This window comes from Tanticharoenia sakaeratensis NBRC 103193, from assembly GCF_000963885.1.
Taxonomy (GTDB): Bacteria; Pseudomonadota; Alphaproteobacteria; order Acetobacterales; family Acetobacteraceae; genus Tanticharoenia; species Tanticharoenia sakaeratensis.
Map to the genome: position 1 here is coordinate 1 of NZ_BALE01000033.1, position 22,660 is coordinate 22,660.

21 protein-coding genes and 1 tRNA gene are annotated in these 22,660 nt (G+C 64.4%); 15 read left to right on the forward strand and 7 right to left on the reverse strand.

What is annotated here, in order from left to right:
• From B8446_RS16270 to B8446_RS11075, 5 genes are all read left to right on the forward strand, one after another.
• The coding region (locus tag B8446_RS16270; protein ID WP_048849594.1) for a hypothetical protein at window positions 1–312 on the forward strand (312 nt) is incomplete at its 5' end.
• Window positions 299–793, forward strand: coding sequence for a hypothetical protein (locus B8446_RS11060; RefSeq protein ID WP_048849596.1), 495 nt, complete (start codon window positions 299–301; stop codon window positions 791–793). The genes B8446_RS16270 and B8446_RS11060, both read left to right, overlap by 14 nt.
• A 79-nt stretch (window positions 794–872) precedes the next feature.
• Complete coding sequence (locus B8446_RS11065) at window positions 873–2,660, forward strand: hypothetical protein (protein ID WP_048849597.1); 1,788 nt, start codon at window positions 873–875, stop codon at window positions 2,658–2,660.
• Window position 2,661: 1 nt separating this feature from the next.
• Window positions 2,662–2,973: a hypothetical protein gene (locus B8446_RS11070; RefSeq protein WP_048849598.1), complete on the forward strand. Its 312-nt coding sequence runs from the start codon at window positions 2,662–2,664 to the stop codon at window positions 2,971–2,973.
• 9 nt (window positions 2,974–2,982) lie between these two features.
• Window positions 2,983–3,279 (forward strand): hypothetical protein, encoded by a 297-nt coding sequence (locus B8446_RS11075; protein ID WP_048849600.1) that lies wholly within the window; start codon window positions 2,983–2,985, stop codon window positions 3,277–3,279.
• A gap of 273 nt (window positions 3,280–3,552) precedes the next feature.
• Here B8446_RS11075 and B8446_RS16080 read toward each other — a convergent pair whose 3' ends face one another.
• Window positions 3,553–4,095 carry a hypothetical protein gene (locus B8446_RS16080; protein ID WP_148505957.1) on the reverse strand — a complete coding sequence of 181 codons (543 nt, stop codon included), beginning with the start codon at window positions 4,093–4,095 and terminating at the stop codon, window positions 3,553–3,555.
• Between the two features lie 188 nt (window positions 4,096–4,283).
• Between B8446_RS16080 and B8446_RS11080 the strand changes: the two genes are divergently transcribed.
• From B8446_RS11080 to B8446_RS11100, 5 genes are all read left to right on the forward strand, one after another.
• Window positions 4,284–4,562 carry a hypothetical protein gene (locus B8446_RS11080; RefSeq protein WP_048849603.1) on the forward strand — a complete coding sequence of 93 codons (279 nt, stop codon included), beginning with the start codon at window positions 4,284–4,286 and terminating at the stop codon, window positions 4,560–4,562.
• A 77-nt stretch (window positions 4,563–4,639) separates the two neighbouring features.
• Window positions 4,640–5,221: a hypothetical protein gene (locus tag B8446_RS11085; RefSeq protein ID WP_048849604.1), complete on the forward strand. Its 582-nt coding sequence runs from the start codon at window positions 4,640–4,642 to the stop codon at window positions 5,219–5,221.
• Entirely contained in the window at window positions 5,218–5,763 is a 546-nt protein-coding gene (locus B8446_RS11090; protein WP_048849606.1) for a hypothetical protein, read from the forward strand. Before B8446_RS11085 ends, B8446_RS11090 begins: the two co-directional genes overlap by 4 nt.
• Before the next feature lie 85 nt (window positions 5,764–5,848).
• Window positions 5,849–6,643: a hypothetical protein gene (locus tag B8446_RS11095; RefSeq protein ID WP_048849608.1), complete on the forward strand. Its 795-nt coding sequence runs from the start codon at window positions 5,849–5,851 to the stop codon at window positions 6,641–6,643.
• A gap of 150 nt (window positions 6,644–6,793) precedes the next feature.
• Window positions 6,794–7,396 (forward strand): hypothetical protein, encoded by a 603-nt coding sequence (locus B8446_RS11100; RefSeq protein ID WP_048849610.1) that lies wholly within the window; start codon window positions 6,794–6,796, stop codon window positions 7,394–7,396.
• A gap of 696 nt (window positions 7,397–8,092) precedes the next feature.
• Here B8446_RS11100 and B8446_RS11105 read toward each other — a convergent pair.
• A tRNA-Gly gene (locus B8446_RS11105) sits at window positions 8,093–8,167 on the reverse strand.
• 181 nt (window positions 8,168–8,348) lie between these two features.
• On the opposite strand from B8446_RS11105, the gene B8446_RS11110 reads away from it, so the two are divergent.
• Genes B8446_RS11110 through B8446_RS11120 form a run of 3 tightly spaced genes read left to right on the forward strand, consistent with a single transcriptional unit; the run spans window position 8,349 to window position 10,321 of the window.
• Window positions 8,349–9,326 (forward strand): tetratricopeptide repeat protein, encoded by a 978-nt coding sequence (locus B8446_RS11110; protein ID WP_048849612.1) that lies wholly within the window; start codon window positions 8,349–8,351, stop codon window positions 9,324–9,326.
• A gap of 37 nt (window positions 9,327–9,363) precedes the next feature.
• Window positions 9,364–10,098: an LON peptidase substrate-binding domain-containing protein gene (locus B8446_RS11115; RefSeq protein ID WP_048849614.1), complete on the forward strand. Its 735-nt coding sequence runs from the start codon at window positions 9,364–9,366 to the stop codon at window positions 10,096–10,098.
• A gap of 46 nt (window positions 10,099–10,144) precedes the next feature.
• Complete coding sequence (locus B8446_RS11120) at window positions 10,145–10,321, forward strand: Trm112 family protein (RefSeq protein WP_084712287.1); 177 nt, start codon at window positions 10,145–10,147, stop codon at window positions 10,319–10,321.
• 2 nt (window positions 10,322–10,323) lie between these two features.
• Here B8446_RS11120 and B8446_RS11125 read toward each other — a convergent pair whose 3' ends face one another.
• From B8446_RS11125 to ccmA, 5 genes are all read right to left on the reverse strand, one after another.
• On the reverse strand, window positions 10,324–11,076 hold the full coding sequence (locus B8446_RS11125) for an MgtC/SapB family protein (protein ID WP_148505958.1): 753 nt from the start codon (window positions 11,074–11,076) through the stop codon (window positions 10,324–10,326).
• Between the two features lie 4 nt (window positions 11,077–11,080).
• Window positions 11,081–12,910: an adenine deaminase C-terminal domain-containing protein gene (locus B8446_RS11130; RefSeq protein ID WP_048849617.1), complete on the reverse strand. Its 1,830-nt coding sequence runs from the start codon at window positions 12,908–12,910 to the stop codon at window positions 11,081–11,083.
• A 75-nt stretch (window positions 12,911–12,985) separates the two neighbouring features.
• Window positions 12,986–17,554 (reverse strand): right-handed parallel beta-helix repeat-containing protein, encoded by a 4,569-nt coding sequence (locus tag B8446_RS11135; RefSeq protein ID WP_048849618.1) that lies wholly within the window; start codon window positions 17,552–17,554, stop codon window positions 12,986–12,988.
• A gap of 82 nt (window positions 17,555–17,636) precedes the next feature.
• The gene (ccmB, locus tag B8446_RS11140; RefSeq protein ID WP_048849633.1) at window positions 17,637–18,323 is read right to left on the reverse strand and encodes a heme exporter protein CcmB; all 687 of its coding nucleotides are present in this window, start codon (window positions 18,321–18,323) and stop codon (window positions 17,637–17,639) included.
• A 47-nt stretch (window positions 18,324–18,370) separates the two neighbouring features.
• Window positions 18,371–19,117, reverse strand: a complete 747-nt coding sequence (gene ccmA, locus B8446_RS11145; RefSeq protein WP_084712285.1) for a heme ABC exporter ATP-binding protein CcmA — start codon at window positions 19,115–19,117, stop codon at window positions 18,371–18,373.
• Between the two features lie 67 nt (window positions 19,118–19,184).
• Here ccmA and acnA point away from each other — a divergent pair, with 67 nt between their 5' ends.
• Together acnA and B8446_RS11155 are read left to right on the forward strand one after the other, a co-directional pair.
• Entirely contained in the window at window positions 19,185–21,872 is a 2,688-nt protein-coding gene (gene acnA / locus B8446_RS11150) for an aconitate hydratase AcnA (RefSeq protein ID WP_048849619.1), read from the forward strand.
• Window positions 21,873–21,891: 19 nt separating this feature from the next.
• Window positions 21,892–22,644, forward strand: a complete 753-nt coding sequence (locus tag B8446_RS11155; RefSeq protein WP_048849621.1) for an amino acid ABC transporter ATP-binding protein — start codon at window positions 21,892–21,894, stop codon at window positions 22,642–22,644.
• Window positions 22,645–22,660: the final 16 nt, after the last annotated feature.

Genomic DNA, 22,660 nt, shown 5'->3' on the forward strand with positions numbered 1-22,660 from the left:
CAGATCTGGCCGGTGCTCCTGCCGTTCCTGACCCAGCACTACCCGTGGATCGTGCCCGTCATCGCGGTCCTGTTTCCCATCGCCGCCGTCTTCCGCGGTCTGTCGCTCCTGCTCGGGAGCTACCGGTCGGTGCAGCAGACCGAACACGCCCGCGACGAGGACCGCTATCGCGCCATCGTTGAGCAGCGCGACGCCGCCATGCGCGATCTCGCCAGCGAGCGCGCCGCCCACGAGGCCACGCGCCGCCGGGCCGACGCCGCCGAATCCGTCCTTCTCCAGCGACAAGCAAGGAACACCCATGACCGGCCTTGATCTCGGCCAGCTCAAGCGGGACATCGCCGTCCCGGTCGTGACGGCCCTCGCGCTGCCGGGCAGCCTGACGGCGCGGGCCCAGCTCGCCGCGTGCATCGCGAACTGCGAGAGCAACGCGGCCGAGCTGGAGCAAATCGACGGCCCGGCGCTCGGCCTGTGGCAGATGGAGCCGTTCACGCACGACGACTGCTGGCAGAACTTCCTGCTGGCCCGTCACGCGCTGGGCGGCACGTGCCTCGGCTATCTCCCGGCGCGCTTCAATGGGCGCCCGGTCGGCAACGCGATCGCGATGATCGAGAGCCTGGCCTACGCCTGCGCGCTGGCGATGGTCCGGTTCTACCGGTCCCCCATTGCGCTGCCCGCTGCCGGCGACGCGGCAGGCATGAACCGCGCCTGGCGCCTTGGCTACAACACGACGCTCGGCGCCGGGTCGGTGGACGCCGCGCACACGGCGCTCTGCCAGGCCGCCATCACCGCATGACCTGGGCTGCGATCCGCCGGCTCATCCAGCTGCGCCGCGTGCGCGCGTGGCTTCGTCTTCCCCGTTAGGATTTTCAGGAATGATCAAGCGTATGATGGCAGCCGCCGTCAGGGCGACGACGACAGCTGTCAAAGCAACCGCGACGTCCGTCGCGGCGACGGGAAGCGTGATTGTCAACTTCGTGAACGGTCAGGTTCTGACCGGCTCGCAGCTGAACGCGATCCAGACCGGTAAGGTCGACGTCATCAGCGGGTCTGCCTCTGGCTTGGCGATCACAGCGGGAACGGTTGATCCCACTTCGGTCATGAAAGCCATCACCGGCAACACCGTGAGCGTGGATGCCATCCTGCTCGACGCGCATGCCCTACGCCGGGCCGGGTGCAAGCTGGATGGCGTGACCGATGACGGGCCCGCCATCAACACGCTGATCGCGAACATCGGCACGACGGTGGTGACGGGCATGCCCGCGCCGACGGTCGCGATGCAGCTTCCAGCGGGCACGGTATTGTTCATCGGCACGACGCTCCAGACCGGCACGGTGTCGCTGTCCATCTCGGGTGGCGGCAAGGACAACACCGTCATCCTGATGAAGTCGGGCGGCGCGGGCGTGATCCAGCACGGCACGACATCGACGCCGGCCGTCGGCACGCTTCAGATCCGCGACATCGCCTTTGTCGATGCGGATATTCTCGGATCCGGCAGCCCGGCAATCTCGGCCGTGTTCTCGTCCGATCTGAGCCTGTTCGGCTGCCTGGCCTGGCTGAACGTGTTCTTCCGGTATTTCTCGCAGGCGCTGAATGCAACGAACGTGCCGCGCGACACCGTGTGGTTCAACGTGAAGGCCGCAGGCCCTGACGGCGCGGTGCAGGCCCTGTCCGCCTTCCAGTTCACAGGCACGACGGCCAACACCTTCGGCAACTTCAATGGCCTGTTCATCCAGTGCGCCGGGGCCAATTACTCGTACGTCTGGCAGTATTCCTCCAACGTCCCGTGGGAGGGGCAGCGGTTCTATTCCTGCGACGGCTACAATGGCTGGGGCCTGGTCAAGGTCTGGATCAGCCCGACGGCGATCAGCGGCGTCACGAACTATCAGGCGGTCGGCTGGCTTTTCAACGGCTGCGACTGGCAGGGCTACGGGTTCGCCCTCGACATGTGCGGCTGCCGGATGATCCGGATCGACAACTTCTACTGCGCGGTGAATGCCCTTCCATCCGGGACGGCGATCCCCGCCGCGCCCGACGGCACCACGCGAAGCTATCGATCCCTCATGTCGTTCCGCCGGTGCGGCGATGTCGAAATGAACGGGTCGAATTTCGAAAGCGGCGGCAATCTCGACAGCACGTCCACCGTCGTGTTCGTCAATTCCGACGTGTCCTATTTCCGCTCAAGCCGGGCCCGGATCCTGGTGGGCGAGCAGGTTGCCGGCGGCTTCGAATACGCGTCCGGCAACAGCAACAACGTGTGCGCGGCGCTCGACACCTACTGGGCGGAGTGGGGCGGCAACGCCGGCACCTGCGTGCTCGATCACGGCGCAAACCAGACCAACCAGGAAGCGGTGTTCTACGCGAACGCCGACATCACGGTCGGCGAGGTCTCCTACACGGGGCGGTATCGCGTGGTGCAGACGGCGCAGAACGTCTCGATGGATTCCAATCACCGCGTCGCCGTCACGTTCCCGACGCGATGGGGCACGACGAACCCGATTTTCATCGGGGGCGCGCCGCATCTGCAATGGGACATCCTCGGCCAGGATACGACGGCAGGCGTGGCCTACCTCTACGACATCACCTCGACGGGCTTCACGATCCAGTTCGCGAACGCGAGCACGGCGACGCTCGGCATCGAATATACAGCTGAGGGTTTCTGACATGGCACTTTCCAAGTCCGTCACCATGCCGACCGGGGCGGTTGCCGCCTACTGGTCGCTAGTCTCGATGCAGTCGATCCTGGGGAGCCAGGTCTGCAACGTCTATCTCGGCGGCTATGTGTCCGAGGCGACGCAGGCAGCCGGGTCTCCGCCGCTGCAAACGCGGTTCTTCTCGCTGACGGCGAGCCAGCTCGGTGTCAGCGACATCACCACGGCCACCTCGGCCGAGGTCTATTCCGCGATCCTGTCGCTCGTGAACGCATCGGGATCCACCGATCCGCTCAACGGCGCGACGACCTACTCGGCATCGTGAGGTGATGGCATGGACCCGACCACGCTGATCCTGAACGCGATCCCGGCGCAGTATGCGCTGCCGGCCGCGCTGCTCATCATCGCCTGCAAGCTCGTGACCGTGTTCGTCCGGCCGCCGGCCGCGACATCGGCCTGGGCGATCCCGTTCCAGATCGTGACCATGATCGGACTGAACGTCGGCTGGGCCGCGAACCGGCTTCAGGTCGGCAAGACGGGCGTGATGGTGCCGCGTGAGGTAGCCCCGGCGGCCAAGGCCGCGATTGATGCCGCCGGCGTGCCGCGCGTTGTACGTCTGGCAAATGATTAAATCTCATAAGAAGTTAAGAGACCCAATCTATGTCAATCCGCTCTGAAGCAACGTTGATGATTTCCAGGTTGAGAGCGCGAGCGGAGTCTTTATCTGACCAATCAAAATATGGCTTGCCTAGCCTTGAAACGGATGCAGCCAAGTTGCTTGAACGACTACTTGAAGATCAGGCGAAGCCCCACCCTGTGACGCGGGCCATGTGGTTGTCTGGATCAAATTGGATTGACGACAACAGGGACGCCATTACAGGCGAATGCCACCCAGATGCTGAAGCTATTTATAATGCCATGGAGACTGCGAGGGTAGCTGAAAGCTTTTCATCCAGTCTCGTGACGGTGGCTCTACAGGCACTCCAACAAAACGGGGTGGAGAATAATATTGTATAATAGAAAGAAATCTTACTATCGTTTTTATATCTAATATCATATGATTTATATCAAGCTCTGACACAGCTTCCTCGGTGTATTTTTCACGAAAAGGCATAAGGAGAAATTTTCTATTAATGAATTTGCCATTACTTGGAACAAATCCATTATGTAGTATTTTATTTCTCATGACAGCGATTTTTCTTGTCTGGTTAAGAACATCAGAAATTTCGTATGGAATATCTTCATTGTTGAATTTATAACAATCCCTAAGCAGGTCGCATGACTTATCGAGAGTCATGTTTTGCATTATTATATTTATGTTGTCATTGCTACTGTTTATATATTTTACACAGGATGTCTTTATACCAAGCTCCATATTGGCGAACTCGCAAACAAACTCGCCTATAGCTTCGTAAAGGCTCCTAAAAGCCGAATTGGGGTGCGGCATGAATACTCTCCTTTTGTCTATAAAGGAGGATGCGCCAGAGTCGGGTCAACATCTAGTGGCCCGCCTCGCCACCAACTCGTAAGCCGTTCTTACAAGTTCCCATCCCCGAAGGAGGCGCGCCTCTCGCGCGTCAGACCAACCCACCCACGGGCGCCCACTGCGGCGCCCTTTTTCGTTTGGAGACATCCATGTCCGACGCCACCACAGTCATCACTGCGCTCGATGCCCTCGTGAAGGACATCGCTGGCGACAAGCTTTCGGCCGCTGCGCAGGCCAAGCTCGCGCTCTACTCCGGCATCGTGGGCTCTCTGCTCAACGAGGCGCTGCCGGTGATCAACAGCAAGATCAACTGGGCCGCCATCGAAACGGGCGTCGCTCAGGCGCTGGCCGGGATCGAGGCGACCTATGACGCGATCGAAGGCAAGGCGGCGACCGACCAGGCCGACGTCGCGAGCCCGACTGTCTGACGTCCGGTTCCTGATCTCGTGGGGCGTCCTCGTGGCGCTCCTGACTCTCGCGGCGCTGACCGCACAAGGATGATTCCATGACCCATCTCGCATCCCGCCGCGCGTTCATTCGCGGCGGCCTCACGCTCGGCGCGGGCGTGGCGCTGGCCGGCTGCGCGGCCTCGACGACGAACGGCGTCACGACAATCACGGCCAACGTCGCGGAATTCACCGCTGACACTGACACCGCGCTGAACGTCGCCAAGACGGTACTCGCCTTCACCGGCGTGCCGGCCGCCGTCGTCACTGTCGTGGATGAGGGCGTCGCTCTGATCGAGACCGGCCTCGCTGCCTTTAATACGTACACTGGCGGCAGCGCATCGATCACGTTCAACAGGACGTCGGTGCCGGCGGCCGTGTCGAGCCTGATCGCGGACATCCAGACGGCGGCGTCCGACATCTCGGCGGTCGCCACGTCCGAGGCGTCGACGCTCGGCGCATCCCTGACAGCCAAGGTCACGGCCGTCGCATCCGATGTCGCATCCGTCGCCTCGATCCTGTCGAGTGCGATCGCGTCGGTTTCGAGCGTGTCCCTGGTGGCCGGCAGCGCGGCCGACAAGCAGGCCCAGCAGCGCGCGCAGCAGATCGACGCGATCAAGCGCCGGCACGGTCTCGCGTGACCATCCGCGTCCGGCTGTATCGGCCGTCCGACCTGTTCGGGCGGCTGATCTGCTGGCGGCTGGAAAGCCAGTGGTCGCACGCCACGATCGAGTTCGACGGCACGATCTACTCCGCGACCTTCCCGCACATCCTCATGTGCGGCCCGAACGACGCCGCGTTCGGCATGCCGCCGCGCACGGGACGCGCGATCGAGGTCCGCATGTCGGACGACGAACGCGCCCGGGCGCTGGCCTACTGCCAGTCGATGCTTGGCACGTCCTATGACGTGCTCGCCATCGCGGGCTGGGCACTGCGAATCGAGGCGATGCAGCGGCCGCACCATGCCTACTGTTTCGAATACGTGGCCGATGCCCTCGCGGCGGCCGGCGTCTTCCCGGACAGCCGGCGACTGATCACGGGCGATCAGCTTCTGGTCGACCTGTATGCGTCCGGCCGCGTGCTCAATCCCGACATCGGACAGTTCGACCAGATGGGCGCACGCGCTGCCGCGAAGCATCAGCCGGCCCCCGTCGCGGTCCCGGCGCCTCTGGTCCGGCCATGACTGGCGCCGAGGTCGCGACCTACGCGGTCGCCTTCGGGGCGCTGTTCGTCGCCGCCATCAAGATCCTCCCGACACGGAAAACACGATGACCCATCCCACGCTGAGACTCGGCGCCCGGCCTGCCGAGACACGGCCGCGCCAGCCTCATCTCTCGGGCCTGCGCATGATGGCGCGCGCGGCACCGCCGAAGCTCATCCGCAGCCACATCAACCCGTCGCCGCTGATGTTGGACAACGACACGCTGGGCGATTGCACCTCGGCCGGGCTCGGCAATTCCATCCGCGCGCTCTCGGCCCTGAACGGGTTTCAGACCGCGATCACTCCGCAGAATGCGGTCAGCTTCTACAGCGCCTCGACCGGCTACGTGCCGGGCAATGCCGCGACGGACCAGGGCGGCATCGAGGTTGACGTGCTCGGCTATGCGGCGGCCCATGGCTATCCGGTGCAGAACCAGACGCTGTTTCCGCTCTGGGGCACGATCGCGCTCGACGACTTCAACGGCATGCGCCTGGCCATGGCGGCGTTCGGCGCGACCTATTTCGGCGTGCAGCTCGCGCTGGCCGATCAGGCCTCCATCGGCGCGGTATGGGACACGGACACGCCGGCCTCGGCCGGCGACCCGACGCCCGGGTCCTGGGGCGGGCATTGCCTCGACGGCTGGTCCTATACGGGAACCGGCGACACGGACATCGTGACGCTGCTGACATGGGGCACGACGCAGCGCTGCACGTGGCGGTGGCTCCGGTCGCGGCTCATGGAAGCGCACGGCGTCCTGTGGCCGCAGCTCGCAACCCCGTCGCCCGCCTTTCTGGCCATCCACGATCTGGAAGACGTGCGGGCCGCGAACGCCGCGTTCCTCAACGGCGCGGCGGCCGCCTGATGCACTGGCCGTGGCTCGTGCTGATGGCGCTCGTCATCGGCGCGGCCTGGGCGCTCGCGCGGTGGGGCGTGTGGTGAGTTGTTTGGGAAGCGAGTCTTTTGAAGGACTTGGCTTCGTTGACTAGACTCCTGATTCTGTTACCCTTTTGGTATGGATGCCACATACCACCTCACTGGCGGCTACAAGCCAACCCTCAAACGCTTTGCCGATCTGGATGGCCCGGATTTCTTTCCTACTCCTGGATGGGCTACAGAGGCGCTTATCGACAATGAGCACTTTGAGGGCGACATTTGGGAATGCGCGTGTGGCAATGGCTCTATGTCGGAGGTCCTGGAGAAGACGGGGAATACCGTCTACAGCTCGGATCTCTATAATCGAGGCTACGGGGAAGCGGGCGTCGATTTCCTGACCACATCACGGCGTGCGCCTAATATCGTGACCAATCCCCCATACAATGCGGCGGAAGGTTTCGTTCGGGCTGGACTGGCAGCAGCCGATCATAAATTTGCGCTCCTTCTAAGACTTGCGTTCTTAGAGGGCGGAAACCGCCAGAGGACAATTTTCTCCTCGTCCCCGCCAGCCCGTGTTTGGGTTTTCAGCGAACGTATCACCTTTTACCCGGAAGGGGCCGAACAGAAGGGTAGCGGGACTACGGCTTATGCTTGGTTCGTTTGGGACAAGGCGGCGCTTGGCGGAACCGATCTCAGGTGGTTCGAGCCGAAATATAAGCGCCGGTCACTCAAGACCCGGTAACGACAAGCGCCCGCGCGCAACGTAAACGAGAAGACCATCGTTCACGGCGTTGTCAGGTACGTCGCGATGACAGACGACGTTGCGCACAATCTGCTCCCACTTCTGCTCACCTGTCCGGGTAAGAGATGGCTCGCGATCCTCACGGGTAAGCTCAATGAATCCGGGAAGAGCGGAGCGTATCTGCGCTATTGTCGCTGAGTGATCTGGACGCGTCTCAAGATATTGAATGATCGCTGCCGCGATAAGGTTTTCAGAAGTCCCAGCCATCCGATGTTTCCTGATGTTTCTATACGACCATAAGGTGTCCGGGGCTGTCTGAGTCAAGGGAGTCGTCGGGCTTCCACCGACCGCCGCCGAGAGAGGTATCGGACGTCTCCACCCCTATAGCCGGGGCGGCTGCTGCGGGCCGGGCTTGATACCGGCTCTAACGCTTATCCCCTAAGGGTGCGATCTTTGCATCGCCTCGCATCTCCGACCCATGGTCGGTGCCTTATTCCGCTAGACCTTACGGCGTGCCCGTCCATCCGGGCTGCCGCAGCGCACGCAGAATCGCATGGATGGCGGGCGGGGTACAAGGGGAAACCTTGCCCAGCGTGTGCCCAAACGCTTAGGGATGTTCCTGTCACGTTCTGGCTTTGATTGTCCGAGATAAACGGAACGCGGCATCCAAGAAACGGCTGATTTCTGCCAATTTCTTGGAGCGGGCGATGGGATTCGAACCCACGACCCCAACCTTGGCAAGGTTGTGCTCTACCCCTGAGCTACGCCCGCGCTCCGTTGGGGCGGTTGATATGAGATGTGCGGAGCGGGCGCAAGAGGGCTGATCGCAAAAATGCCGATTTTTTTTGCCCGTGACGCCTTTTTGCGATGCGACGCCTGCCCTTGCACGATCCGGACCATGGGACGATCTTAGCAGATGACAGAACCTGTCCGGACAGGATGAAACAAGACGATGGACTATATTATTGGGCAGGGCCGTTCAGCGCCCGCCGCACCTGGAACGATCGGGTCCTCGGGCGCTCCCATGCCCGGCGGCGCCGGACGCGATATCGTGGATGCCGACGAACGGACCTTCATGGCGGAGGTCATCGACGCGAGCCGGGATCGCCCGGTTCTGGTCGATTTCTGGGCGCCCTGGTGCGGTCCCTGCAAGACGCTGACGCCAGTCATCGAACGGGTCGTGACGGCCGCTGCCGGGCGCGTGAAGCTCGTCAAGGTCGATATCGAGGCCAACCGGACGCTTGCCGCCCAGCTGACGCAGCTTGGCCTCCCGCTGCAGTCGATCCCGATGGTCGCGGCATTCTGGCAGGGCCAGATTCTGGATATCTTCCAGGGCGCCCTGCCCGAGAGTGAGGTCAAGCGCTTCGTCGAGGCTCTCCTGAAGGCGTCCGGCGGCGCAATGCCGGCTGCCGATGTTCTGGCGGGAGCCCGTCAGGCGATGCAGGATGGCCATGCGGATCAGGCGGCGGCCCTGTTCGGGCAATTGCTGGAAGTCGAGCCGGAGAACCCGGATGGATGGGCTGGCATGGTCCGCGCCCTGATCGCACTTGATGACGACGCCGCTGCCGAGGATGCGCTGTCTCAGGTGCCCGAGAAGCTGCACGACCATCCGGAAATCTCCGGTGCCCGCTCGGCGCTCGAGCTGCATCGGAGCGGTCGAAAGGCCGCCAGCGAGCTCGACAGCCTACGTGCAGCCGTCGAGGCCGCACCGCAGGATCACGATGCCCGGATGCGTTTTGCCGAGGCGCTGAACGGTGCCGGCCACCGCGCGGAAGCCGCCGATGAACTCCTGTCGATCGTCCGTGCGGATCGTGCATGGAATGACGGCGCTGCGAAAGCGGCCCTGCTGCGCCTGTTCGAAGCCTGGGGGCATGGCGACCCCGCGACGCTCGCGGCGCGACGCAAGCTGTCCGCGCTGCTGTTCTCGTGACGGAGGCAATCAGGGCCATCCAGCCGAATCCGTTGGCATGAGCGATCCGGATTTCGAGCACGAGATCGGCGAGGACGCCATTCCACGCCGGATCCCGCCGCTGCCGGACATGACGCTTGCGGATATTCCGCCGCAGGTCGGCCTGTTTCCGCTGCCCGGCGCCTTGCTGCTGCCATGGGGGAAACTGCCGTTGAATATCTTCGAGCCGCGCTATGTCGCGATGCTCGAAGATGCTCTGGCGAGCCACCGGCTGATCGGCATGATCCAGCCGATTGACGAGGACGAAGTCCAGTTTCCGGCGCTTGCGGACGACCCGGCGCCGGCCTTGCATGATATCGGTTGTCTGGGGCGCATCACGTCGTTCACGGAGCGCGCTGATTCGACGTTCGCCGTCACCCTGAGCGGACTGGCACGCTTCCGCGTCCTGCGCGAACTCCCTCCGACACGCGGCTATCGTCAGGCGCGGATCGACACGTCCGCGTTCGTGGGCGATCTCGTGGAAAACACGGCGGCCCCGCTCGATCGCGCGTATCTCATGGAATCGCTCAAGCGTTATTTCCGGGCGCACAGCCTGCGCACGAGCTGGTCCACGCTCGAGCAGATGGAAGACGACGCGCTGCTGGTGGTCCTTCCGATGCTGGTGCCATTCACGACGGACGAGAAGCAGTCCCTGCTCGAAGCGCGATCACTGGAAGCGCGAGCGGATCTTCTGCTGGCGCTGCTGAACGAAGCACCCGAGGGCGGCGCATCCGACGACCCGGACGACGAATGACGCAAGAGGATTGACGCAGGCCCCGCGCGCGGAGACAACGATCACCATGACCGATCCCGATCCCCGACTTCTGTCGATGCTGGTCTGCCCCGTCACCAAGGGGCCGCTCATCTACGACCGCGACACGCAGGAGCTTCGCAGCCCGCGCGCGCATCTCGCCTTCCCCGTCAGGGACGGCATCCCGATCATGCTGCCGGAAGAAGCCCGCCGGCTCGACGAGTAAGGCTATTCCGTCTCGACCGCCTGTTCGGTCGAGACTGACATGACGCCGTCGATCCCGTTCAGGGCCGTGACGACGTCTTCCAGCGGCCTTGGTCCGCTCAGGTGCAGCGCGACAGTCACGAGACGCTGATCGATGATCGCGGCATCGGCCTTGTCCTGCGTCACGGAACTGTCCAGTCCCCGTTCGATCCGCACGTCGGCAATGGTCAGCCCCAGACGCGTGCAGGCGACCAGGATATGGCGCAGCAGGCCGCGCCCGTCGACATAGGTCACGAACACTCCGACCCGTTCGATCCCGGGTCTGGGCATGCGGCGCGCGAGGATCGGAAACCCCAGCATTACCGTGAAATGGATCGCAACGGTCGCGATCGCCAGCAGCACCAGCCCCGCGCCGCACGCGCATCCCAGTGCTGCCGTCAGCCAGACGGATGCCGCCGTGGTCAGTCCGCGCACGACGTCGCGGCGCATGAAGATCACGCCGCCACCGATGAAGCCGATGCCCGAGACCAGCTGGGCTGCGACGCGCGAAGGATCGAGCACGACGCGGCCCTGGTCCAGCACGTCCATGAACCCGTATTTCGAGACCAGCGTGAACAGTGCGGCGGCCACGCCGACCAGCGCATAGGTGCGCAGACCCGCCGTCTTCTGGCGCATCTCCCGTTCGAAGCCGACCGCCGACGACAGCAGGAAGGCGAGCATCAGCTCGCCGACCTGAAGCCACCCCTGCCCCGGCGCCACGTGAAACATGCCGGTCATACGCTCAGGCGTTGGGAACGGGCTCGAACAGGGGCGTCAGGCGCATCTCGGGCACCAGCACCAGCCCCTTGTCGGTCAGGCGGACATCGGGAATCACGGACAGCGGGATCAGGTTGAAGCCCATATACGGCAGTCGGCAGCCTGACTTTTCCCATTCGGCCTTCAGGATACGGGTCTTCTCCGCAACCGCTGTCGCGCGTTCGTCGGACAGGAGACCCGCGATGGGCAGCGCAATCTGCGCAACCACCGCACCTTCACGCACGACCACGACGCCGCCCTGCGTCTGCCGGACCGTCTCCACCGCAAGGCGCATGGACGCCTCATCCCGCCCGGCTACGATGATGTTGTGCGCGTCATGCCCGACGGAACTCGCGACAGCGCCCTCCGTCAGGCCGAAACCGCGCAGCAGGCCATGGGCGATTCCGTTGCCGTGACCATGCCGCTCGATCACACTGGCGAAGCACAGATCGTGCGCGTCCAGCAGTTCCGGCCATGTCTCGGCCTGCGGCAGGTCGAGCACTTCATGCGCCAGCGTCACGTCATGAGCGCTGCGCACGCCGATGACATGGGCTCGGACCGGTCCAAGCGGCAACGTCGGCGTCAGCGGACCGACCGTATCGATCTTGACGGTCTGGTAGGCAGCCTCGGGATAGCGATAGCGCGCGCTGCTGAGCTGGGCATCGAGCGCGCTCGTGATGCGCCGGTCTTCGACGGCAATCACGCCGCCATACCAGGTGTTGCGCACCGTCATGTCGTCGTTCAGCAGCATAAGATCGGCACGCCTGCCGCCGCCCAGGCCCCCGAACTCCCCATCCATGCCGAAGCGCGTTGCCCCGTGCAGAGATCCCATGCTCCACGCCTGTGCGGGCGTCATTCCCGCCTTGATAGCCTGGCGCGCGACCCAGTCCATGCCGAACGCGAACACGTCATCCGCGTCGCGGTCGTCGGTGCAGAGGCAGACCCGCTTGGGATCGGCGCCGAATTCGGTCACGGCCCGGATCGCGGCCGGCAGTGAATGCCACGGCGTGGTCGGCGGACCGCCACGCAGGAAGATCCACACGCCCGCTTCCAGCAGGTCGTCCGCGATCTCGCCGCTGATGGCCTCATGCGTGTCGGTCACGCCCGAGGCCGCATAGGCCGCCACGAACTCGCGCCCATAGACATGTCCGCTGACCGGGCGGCCTCGACGCAGGGATTCGGAGACAATCCCGTGCGAGCGCTCATCGCCCAGGCAGAGCGGGACGAAATCCATCTTCTCGCCGAGTGCGACAGCCTCGGGCCAGCGATCGAAGATGCCGCCGATCTTATCCGGCGTCAGATCGCCGCCGGCCGTCTCCAGAGAGGCATCGGTCGCAGGCACCGTGCTGGGGACCGTCAGGAAAACATTCAGCGCGGCTTCCCGCGCATCTTCCAGCATCCACTCGACGCCCTCGACATCCGCCACGTTGCCGATCTCGTGGCTGTCACAGAAAATCGTCGTGGTGCCGTTCAGCAGGGCGGCTTCCGCATAGGCACAGACCGTCATCATGCTGCTCTCGACATGCACGTGCGGATCGACGAGGCCCGGGGCGATGATGCCGCCCTGTCCGTCATAGACCGCGCGCGGCGCGTGATCCACGCTGCGATAGCTGCCTGCCGGGCGCAGGGCCGCGATGCGACCGTCCTTGATCCAGATCTCGCGCTCCGGAAGGATCCGGTCCGTATACGTGGAAAGGGCACGGACCCCGGTGATCACGAGATCTGCGGGACTTCTGCCGGAGGCGACAGCCGAGAGACTGCGCGTGGACTGGAACAGGGGCGCGACCGAAAAGCGCGTGAGGATCTGCTTGTTCATGACAGCGACCCTAGCACGCGCGTGCAGAAATGCGAGGTTTCAGCAGTATCCTCTTCCCACGGATCACGCGCTCGTTCAGGCCTGTCGGAACGCGGCCTCGATGTCCGCATCCGTCAGCACGTTCAGATCGGCGGCCTCGTCGAGGCCGACACGATAGGCCTGCGCTTCCTTCGTCGCATCGAACAGGTTACGCACGGTCCGCCCATTGCCGAAATGCGCATCCCGACCGGCATGGAGCTTCGTCATCGCCGCCTTCAGCGCAACCGTAGCATCCGGCGTGAGACGGTATCCCTCCCGCGTGCCGGACTGCAGGAACATCGCGCATAGCTCTTCGGGCGCGTAATCCTCGAACATCACATAGCGCGTGAAGCGGGAACGCAAACCGGGATTGCTGTCGAAGAAGGCATCCATCGGACCCTGATACCCGGCGACGATGACGGCGAGACGATCGCGCCGATCCTCCATCTGCTTGAGCAACGTATCGATCGCCTCGGATCCGAAATCGTTTGGGCCGCCCTGACCCAAGGCATAGGCCTCATCGACGAACAGGACGCCGTTCGTCGCCGCGTCGATCTGCTTCAGCGTCCTGGGCGCGGTCTGCCCGACAAACGATGCGACCAGTCCCGAACGATCCGTCTCGATGACCTGTCCGCCGGATAGAAGGCCAAGCGCCTTGTAGATCCGGCCGATCAGCCGCGCGACCGTCGTCTTGCCGGTGCCCGGATTGCCGAGGAAAACGAGATGAAGCGACGGCAGCGCAAGCGCGAGACTGGGGTCGGCCGCCTTGCGCCGCTGCGCCACGCGCACGAGGCTCACCAGCTTCTGGATCTCCTCCTTCACGCGCGCCAATCCGATCATGCCCTTCAGATCCGCCATCGCAAGATCGAACGCCGCCTGATCGAACTCTCCCATGGAGCCCTTGGGTGCGGTCGCCGGCAAGGGCACCCGCGGCGGCTCGGGAAGATCCGCAGGCAGCAGCGTGCGCAGGTCGGCGGTCCCTGGTGTTCGTGCGAGACGACCCGCCTGTCGCCCTGTCACGCTTTCGAACAATGTACGCATCGTCCGGGCATTGCCGAAATGCTCGCCACGCGCGCGATAGATTGCCGAGACCGCCTCCGACAGGGCGATGTCGAACGCATCGTCCATGACGTATTCGCCGTCCCTGAAAAGACCGCGCACGATCGTGAGCAGTTCGGGCGGCGTGTAATCCTCGAATTCGACGGTGCGGCTGAATCGGGACTGAAGGCCGGGGTTGGCGGCGATGAAGTTGCGCATCGGCTCGTCATAGCCCGCGACGATCACGGCGAGACGGCTGCGATCATCCTCCATGCGCTTGAGGAGGGCATCGATCGCCTCGGGGCCGTAATCGCTGTCGTTGCCATTCACGAGCGAATAGGCCTCGTCGATGAACAGAACGCCGTCCAGCGCCTGGTCGATGACCTCGTTGGTCTGGCTCGCCGTCTTGCCGATCCAGTGATGGACAAGCCTGGAGCGATCGACTTCCACGACATGGCCGGATTTCAGGAGCCCGAGTGCTGCATAGATCTTGCCGACCAGACGCGCGACCGTCGTCTTGCCGGTGCCGGGATTGCCAGTGAACACCATGTGCATCGACGGCTGCGCTACCTTGAGCCCTTCCGACCGGCGCTGTGCCGCAATACGCGCGACATCCACGAAATTGCCGATCTCGGACTTGACCTTTCCAAGCCCGATCATGCGGCGCAACGTACGCAGCTCGAGAATATTGAGCACCGGGCGCGGGCTCGGAAACGCGTTGCGCGGTCTGAGGCGATTGAGCGGCTGCAGCAGCGCTGAAAGACGTTCGTCGTCCGGCTTCTCGATGGTGCAACCGGACAGACGGACCCGCAGGCCGACCGATTTTTTCATCAGGGTCTTGAAGTCCCAGACCGTCGCGTCGGTGACCACGACTTCGCCGCCCTCTTCGGCGTCGAAAACCTGCCCCTGACCCTGCCGGAAATTCCAGATATTGCCTCCCTTGACGGACGCCCTGCCCCCGTTCCTCGCCCAGACGGCGTAGATGTCGCAATCATGAATCTGGCAGTCATCCAGATCGGCACTGGCGCCTGACGCAATCGTTACGCACGGGAAGTTACCCTCGGATGCCGAAAGGTCGCAGCGCACAAGGCTGATTTTTGCCTTGTTCCATGCGAATGCCGCGCTGCGACCATCGCGCACGGTTGTCTCGGACGCAGTGATCCGCGTGCCGTCTCCATCGCATTTCAGTCCGGGTGCGTCTGTAAAATGCTCGATCGTGCTACGGGCAATTTCGATCACGCCGCCGTTGTCCGCATAAACCGGAGTGTAGTCCATATTATGAACACGACAATCGGCAACAAGCAGGTGACCGCCCTTTTTGACATACAGGGCCGGATACTCGTTCTGGCACTCGGAAATATCACAGCCATGAAGTTCGGCTCTGGCTCCGGATGTCACGAAAAGCGGCTGGCGTCCGCCACTGATTGCGGTTTTGCGGGCAATAAGAGACGTGCCTTCACCTTCGCAATGCCAAGCGGTGGCCACCAGGTTGTCGACAAAGCGGCAATTCTCGATTTCACTTATGCCCCCGGAGACCGTCCATAGCGCGATAGCCGCTGTCTTATGCAGATGGCAGTTCGACAGCGCCAGGCGCCCGTTTTCGTAAACCCGCACCAGGGCGCAATCGGCGGCCCCGCCGGAAAAATCGCACCCGTCGACCTCGAGCCTTGCTGTCTGACCGACATCCAGTGCCCTCCGGCATTCTGTAAACTGAACCTGCTTGAGGGTCACACGCGTATCAGCACCCCGCGCGCGAACGGCGCCCTGCGACACAATGTGTCCGAACGTGCCTCGCTCCACGGAACAGGTGGAAGCCTCCGCAACCCAGACGCCGCTGGCATCACGCATCACGCAGTCGATCAGTGCCGCCTGCGCGCCCCTCATAACCTGCAGGCTCGCGCAGTTCGGCTTTGCACCGCTGAACTCACACGCCGTCAGCGTCGCGGACGCCTGATCCGTTACATGGAAGCCTGCGTCCTCGCATTCGACCCGGGCATCCGCGACCGAAAGCCTGGTGCCGGCGCCCGCGGCCTGGACGATCGGCCCGTTCGATACGGCGCGGAATGCGCCGCCTTCGATCATGCAGGTCCCGGCGTCTCCGACCTCAACCGCGTTGCTGCCAAGATCATGGACAGTGCAGTCTGCAAGCCGGACGGACGCCCCTTTCGCAACCCTGATCGCAGGGTCCGAGAGCGCAGGACCTGAAATGTCGCATCCATGAAACGCGAGACTGGCACCCGTATCGACATGGCCGATCAGGCTGTCCTCACGAAGCACGACACCATGAACAGCAATCTGCGTGCCATTTTCGGTGGCCCGGAATGCCGCGACTGTGGGCGGCCATCCCTGTATCGTTCCCGAAGTGACAGTGGCGCGCCCGTGCGTCGCGGCCATGATGACGCTGCCGGCCATCCTCTCAAGCGTACAGTCAGAGAGCGTGATGACAGCACCCTTGTGAACCAGAATTGCGTGACTGCTGGACGCCGCGTCGACGAATACACAGGCCGCGAGGGAGAGCGTTGCGCCGTTTGCCGCGGCGGCAAACCGGTCCGTGTCGCACACATGAGTGCCGTTCGCTGTCAGGCGGCCTGTCTCGCCCACGCACACCAGGGCGATTGTCGGGCGTGAACCCTCGCCGCCTCCGATGCACCCTCCGGTGATCTCGCCCGTCGCATCCACGATCGATACGGCAATGCTGCGCAGATCATGCGCGCGGCAATTCGAGAGCCTGAGCATGGACCCGGCCGTGGCCCTGATTGCGGCGCCGTCTTCAACTTCCGCGCCGGACAGGTCGCAATCCGCCATCTCGAGGACCGCATGATCGTGAACCAGAGCGATTTGGGCCGAAGTCCGGATTGTCGTGTTCCGCACGCTTAACCGCGTGTCGGCCGTCTCGCACGCCATGGCGAACCGGGCGCTGCGTTCGATGCTGCATTGCGCGACTTCGCCCGTGGCGCCTGTGCGCAGCGAGAGCGCCCCATCGGCCAGATCATGCAGCTTGCAGTCGATCAGGCTGACCGAGGCGCCATTATCCGCGCCGATCGCGGCATAGCCTGCCGTGCCGCCCGAGATCGTGCAGCCGGACATCTCAAGGCGGGCCTGCGCGTTAACCGATACGGCCTGGCCGCTCCCCACAATCGTGCTGTTCGCGACGACCAGCCTGGTTCCGGCGCCCCCGGCCCACAGGAACACGTCTTCTGCCTGATTGCGGAACGTGCTGTCCGCGATGTGACATGTCCCGCCGTTCGACACGACAACATGATTCAGCGCCGCCTCATCGAACGTGCACCGTTCGACAGCGACCGATCCACTACCTTCGACCTGGATCAGTGCCGCGTCCTCCGCCGAAATACCTTCGCCGGAGAACTGAAGGTCGGAGAATTTCACCGAGCCCGTGACGGTGATCCAGCCGCACAGCAGGACCGTGCCCGGCACGTCGGCCCGGACTTCAAGGCCGTTTTGGGCCAGCGTCACGACACCGAGTTCGTAGCGACCGGGCGGAAGAACGACAGGGCCGGATGCCGTCCCCGCGTCCCAGACGCGTGCCGGGAGTGCGGGAAGGATCAGGGCATCATCGGTCGAATTCATGGAGCAGCATTATGCCGCCGTGTATCGGATTGGCAACGAGTGCCATGTTTGACGATGTGAAATTCTGGCGTTTGCCAGAGATTTACGCGACAGCCGCTCTCAGTCCCGCGCCCGCTGCCAGCGGACACAAGGTCAGGCAGGCCGCGAGAAACGCTCCGAGCAGGTCGAGGTCCGCCCCGTATGTCAGGCCGAGCCGCGCCTGATCGACGGCAAGTGCGCCGAAGATCAGCACAGGCGTCGCCAGCGGCAGCACCAGAAGCGGCAGCAGCACACCGCCGCGCCGGGCACCAAGGACGATCGCGGATGCGAGACCGCCAAGCAGCGACAGGCACGGCGTCCCCAGAGCCAGCCCCACCAGCAACACCGGCAGGTCGGCGCCACGCATGTCGAGCATGAGCGCAAGCGGTGTGGCGGCAACCAGCAACGGCAGACCCGTGGTCAGCCAATGACTTGCGATCTTGGTCATGGCGACGACCGAGGGCGGCAGCCCGAGCAGCAAGAGCTGATCCAGTGCCCCATCCTCGAGTTCCGCGCCGAACAGACGGTCGAGCGGCAGGAGACTGGCCAGCAGCGCGCAGACCCAGACAATGCCGGGCGCCATCTTCCGCAGAAGATCGGGCGACGGGCCGAGCGCCAGCGGGAACAGCGAACCTGCGAGGATGAAGAACAGAAGGGCCGCCAGCGTATCCGCCCCGTGACGCCATGCCAGCCGCAGGTCGCGTGCGAGCAGCGCTGACAGTGCCGCGCCGAAGCGAACGGCCGGGCGCAGCGCCTGCCCCTGTTGCGGCAACGGCGCGCCGGTGCGGGTGTGTGCGTTCAAAACCAGTCCTCCGGGGCGCGGGCGGCATCCGGTGCCGCAAGCCCGCCCGGCACCGTCTTCGTGAAATCCGGCGCACGCAACGCAAGCGTCTCGCAGCCCGGCAGCGGGAGATCGACATGGGTCGTCGCGATCACGATGCCGCCCTGGGCACGATGAGCCGCCAGAACGTCGCCCAGCCGCGCGATCGAGGCCGTATCCAGCCCGAGGCTCGGTTCGTCCAGCAGCCAGAGCGGACTTTGCCGCAGGATGGTCCGGGCGAGCGCCGCCCGGCGGGACTGACCGGCGGAAAGCATCCGGGCCGGCAGGTCCGCAAGTTCCGCAAGTCCGAGCGCGGCGATCGCCGCATCGGGAGACTGCCCGAAGGCTTCGGATGCGAGGGTCAGATTCTCGCGCAAGGTCAGGCCGGGCTTGAGCGCGTCGCGATGGCCGAGATAGGCAACCAGCGTTCCCTGCGCGACAGGATCGGTGACCGGCGCGCCGTTCCAGAGGATCGTGCCCGAATCGGCACGGCGCAGCCCCGCCAGCACCCGGAGCAGCGTCGATTTGCCGGCGCCGTTCGGTCCGGTGAGCATCAGGGCAGCCCCCGGAGCCAGGGCAAACGACACGCCATCGAGCACGAGACGGTCGTTCCGGATGACGATCAGGTCCCGGACGATCAAACCTTGTGCGTCGTCAATCACGTTACGAGTGAACTCCCCTCTGGTCGCGGGCTCGGCGCTGTTTGTATAGAGGGGAGGAAACATGTGCCACCCCGCGCTCCTTGCAGGGCGGAGATGCGGCGCGCGGTATGGAATAAGGGAGAGACGGACGGTGAAGGCAATCGGACATGACAGCCTGGGGACCGCCCGCACGCTGACCGTCGAGGGGTGCGACTATCGCTATTTCTCGATCCCCGCCGCGCAAGCCGCGATCGGGGATGTTGCGCGCCTGCCGGTCAGCCTCAAGGTGTTGCTGGAGAACGTGCTGCGGTTCGAGGACGGCGTCAGCTATACCCCCGATGACGCGCAGGCGATTGCGGGCTGGCTGGCATCCGCCCATTCCGACCGCGAGGTGCCGTTCAAGCCCGCACGCATCCTGATGCAGGATTTCACCGGGGTTCCGGCGGTGGTCGACCTGGCTGCGATGCGCGACGGCATCAAGGCGCTCGGTGGCGTGCCCGAGCGCGTCAATCCGCTCGTGCCGGTCGATCTCGTCATCGATCATTCGGTAATGGTGGACGTCTCGGGCACCAAGGACGCGCTGGCCCGCAACGTCGAGATCGAATTCGCCCGCAACGCCGAGCGCTATGCCTTCCTGCGCTGGGGCCAGGAGGCGTTCGAGAATTTCCGCGTCGTGCCGCCGGGTGCGGGCATCTGTCATCAGGTCAATCTGGAATATCTGGCCCAGGCCGTCTGGACCGCCACGATCGACGGCACGAACTACGCCTACCCCGACACGCTGTACGGCACCGACAGCCACACTACGATGGTGAACGGCATGGGCGTGCTCGGCTGGGGCGTCGGCGGGATCGAGGCCGAAGCCGCCATGCTTGGCCAGCCGATCGCGATGCTGATCCCCGACGTGATCGGCTTCCGTCTGGAAGGCCGGCTGCCGGAAGGCGCGACCGCCACCGACCTTGTGCTGACGATCACGCAGATGCTCCGCGCACGCGGCGTCGTCGGCAAGTTCGTCGAATTCTATGGTCCGGCACTGGATCATCTGCCGGTCGCCGACCGGGCGACCATTGCCAATATGGCGCCGGAATATGGTGCGACCTGCGGTTTCTTCCCGGTCGATGACGCAACACTTGCCTATCTGCGCCAGACCGGCCGCGACCCGCACCGGATCGCGCTGACGGAAGCCTATCTGCGCGCGCAGGGCATGTTCCGCAGCAGCGACAGCCCGGAGCCGATGTTCACCGACACGCTGTCGCTGGACCTCTCCACCATCGAGCCGTCGCTGGCCGGACCGAAGCGCCCGCAGGATCGCGTGGCACTGGGCTCCGCGGCCGCATCCTTCGAACGCGACCTGATCTCGGGCCTCGGTGTGAAGCCGGAGAACGCGCACAAATCCGTGCCCGTCCGCAATTTCCAGCTCGGCCACGGGGCCGTGGTGATCGCTGCGATCACCTCGTGTACCAATACGTCCAATCCGGCGGTTCTGATCGCGGCGGGTCTGGTGGCCCGCAAGGCGCGCGCGCTCGGCCTGACGCCCAAGCCCTGGGTGAAGACGTCGCTCGCGCCGGGCAGCCAGGTCGTGACCGATTATCTCGATCGCGCCGGGCTGTCGGCCGATCTCGATGCGCTGGGTTTCACGACGGTCGGTTACGGGTGCACGACCTGCATCGGCAACTCGGGGCCGCTCGCAGACGATCTGGTCGCGGCGATCGAGGGCAACGATCTGGTGGCCGTGTCGGTCCTGTCGGGCAACCGCAATTTCGAGGGGCGGATCTCGCCCAACGTGCGGGCGAACTATCTGGCGAGCCCGCCGCTGGTCGTGGCCTACGCGCTGCTCGGCACGATCCGGGCCGACATCGCGACCGCCCCTCTGGGTGAAGGGCCCGATGGACAGCCGGTCTATCTGCGCGATATCTGGCCGACCAACGCCGAGATCGCCGAACTCGTGGGCTCAGCCGTGACGCGTGAAGCCTTCATCGAACGTTACGGGCAGATTTCGCGCGGGACCGCGGAATGGCAGGCGCTGGATATCGCCGCCGCCTCCGAAACGTACGACTGGCGTCCCGGCTCCACCTACATCCAGAACCCGCCCTATTTCGAGGGCATCACGCCGGAGCCCGCCCCCGTTACCGATATCGAGGGTGCGCGCATCCTCGCCTTGCTGGGCGACAACATCACGACCGACCACATCTCGCCCGCCGGTGCGATCAAGCCCAGTTCGCCGGCCGGCACGTTCCTGTCGGAGCACCAGATCGCGACACGCGACTTTAACTCCTACGGCGCGCGGCGCGGAAACGACCGGGTGATGGTACGCGGCACGTTCGCCAACATCCGCATTCGCAACGAGATGTGCCCGGGCACCGAGGGCGGCGTTTCGGTTCATTATCCGGATGGCGCGCAGGCATCGATCTATGATGTCGCGATGCGCTATGGCGCGGAAGGCATGCCTCTGGTGATCTTCGGCGGTCGCGAATACGGCATGGGTTCCTCGCGCGACTGGGCGGCAAAGGGCACGCGGCTGCTCGGCGTCAAGGCCGTGATTGCCGAGAGCTTCGAGCGTATCCACCGCTCCAACCTCGTGGGCATGGGCGTCCTGCCGCTGACCTTCCCCGAGGGCGTGACGCGCAGGACGCTGGGCCTCGACGGCACGGAGACGATCTCGATCGGCGGCCTGGAGACGCTGACCCCGCGTTGCACGCTCACCATGACGATCACGCGCACCGACGGCACGACCCGGACCTGCGACCTGCTGTGCCGTGTCGATACGGTCGACGAGGTCGGCTACTACCGCAACGGCGGCATCCTTCCCTACGTCCTGCGCGGGATGACCGAAGCTGCCTGAGCCGACCGCGCCCGACCGCGTGCTGGAGGCACGCGGGATTGCCAAGGCGTTCGGTGCCCATGAGGTTCTGTCCGGCGTGTCGCTGGACGTGGAACGTGGCGAGCTGGTCTCGATCATCGGCCCGTCCGGCTGCGGCAAGTCCACGTTCCTGCGCTGCCTGAACCTGCTGGAACAGCCCGATCGCGGCATGATCCGGATCGAGGGCGTCGAGATCGATCGCGATGGACCACAGAAACGCTGGACCCGCGCGGACGAAGCGCAGGCACATCGTCTGCGGGCCCATGTCGGCATGGTGTTCCAGTCGTTCAATCTGTTCCCGCACCGCACGGTGCTGGAGAATGTCATCATGGCGCCCCTTGCCGTAAAAAACGTGCCGCGCGCGCAGGCGACCGAGGTCGCGCGCGATTTGTTGGACAAGGTCGGGCTGAAGGGCACGGCCGATCGCTATCCGCTGACGCTGTCGGGCGGACAGCAGCAGCGGGCCGCGATCGCCCGCGCGCTCGCGATGAAGCCGGCCGTGATGCTGTATGACGAGCCGACCTCGGCGCTGGATCCGGAAGTCGCGGAAGAGGTTCTCGCCGTGATGCGCCAGCTCGATCATGACGGCATGACTCAGATCGTAGTCACGCACGACATGCGTTTCGCGCGCGCGGCGTCCGACCGGGTGCTGTTTCTCGATCACGGTCGGGTTGTCGAAGAAGGCGACCCTGATGTGATGTTCGCTCATCCGTCCGACGAGCGCACACGGCGCTTCCTGCGGTCGGTTCTTTGATGGCGCGGTTCTGCTT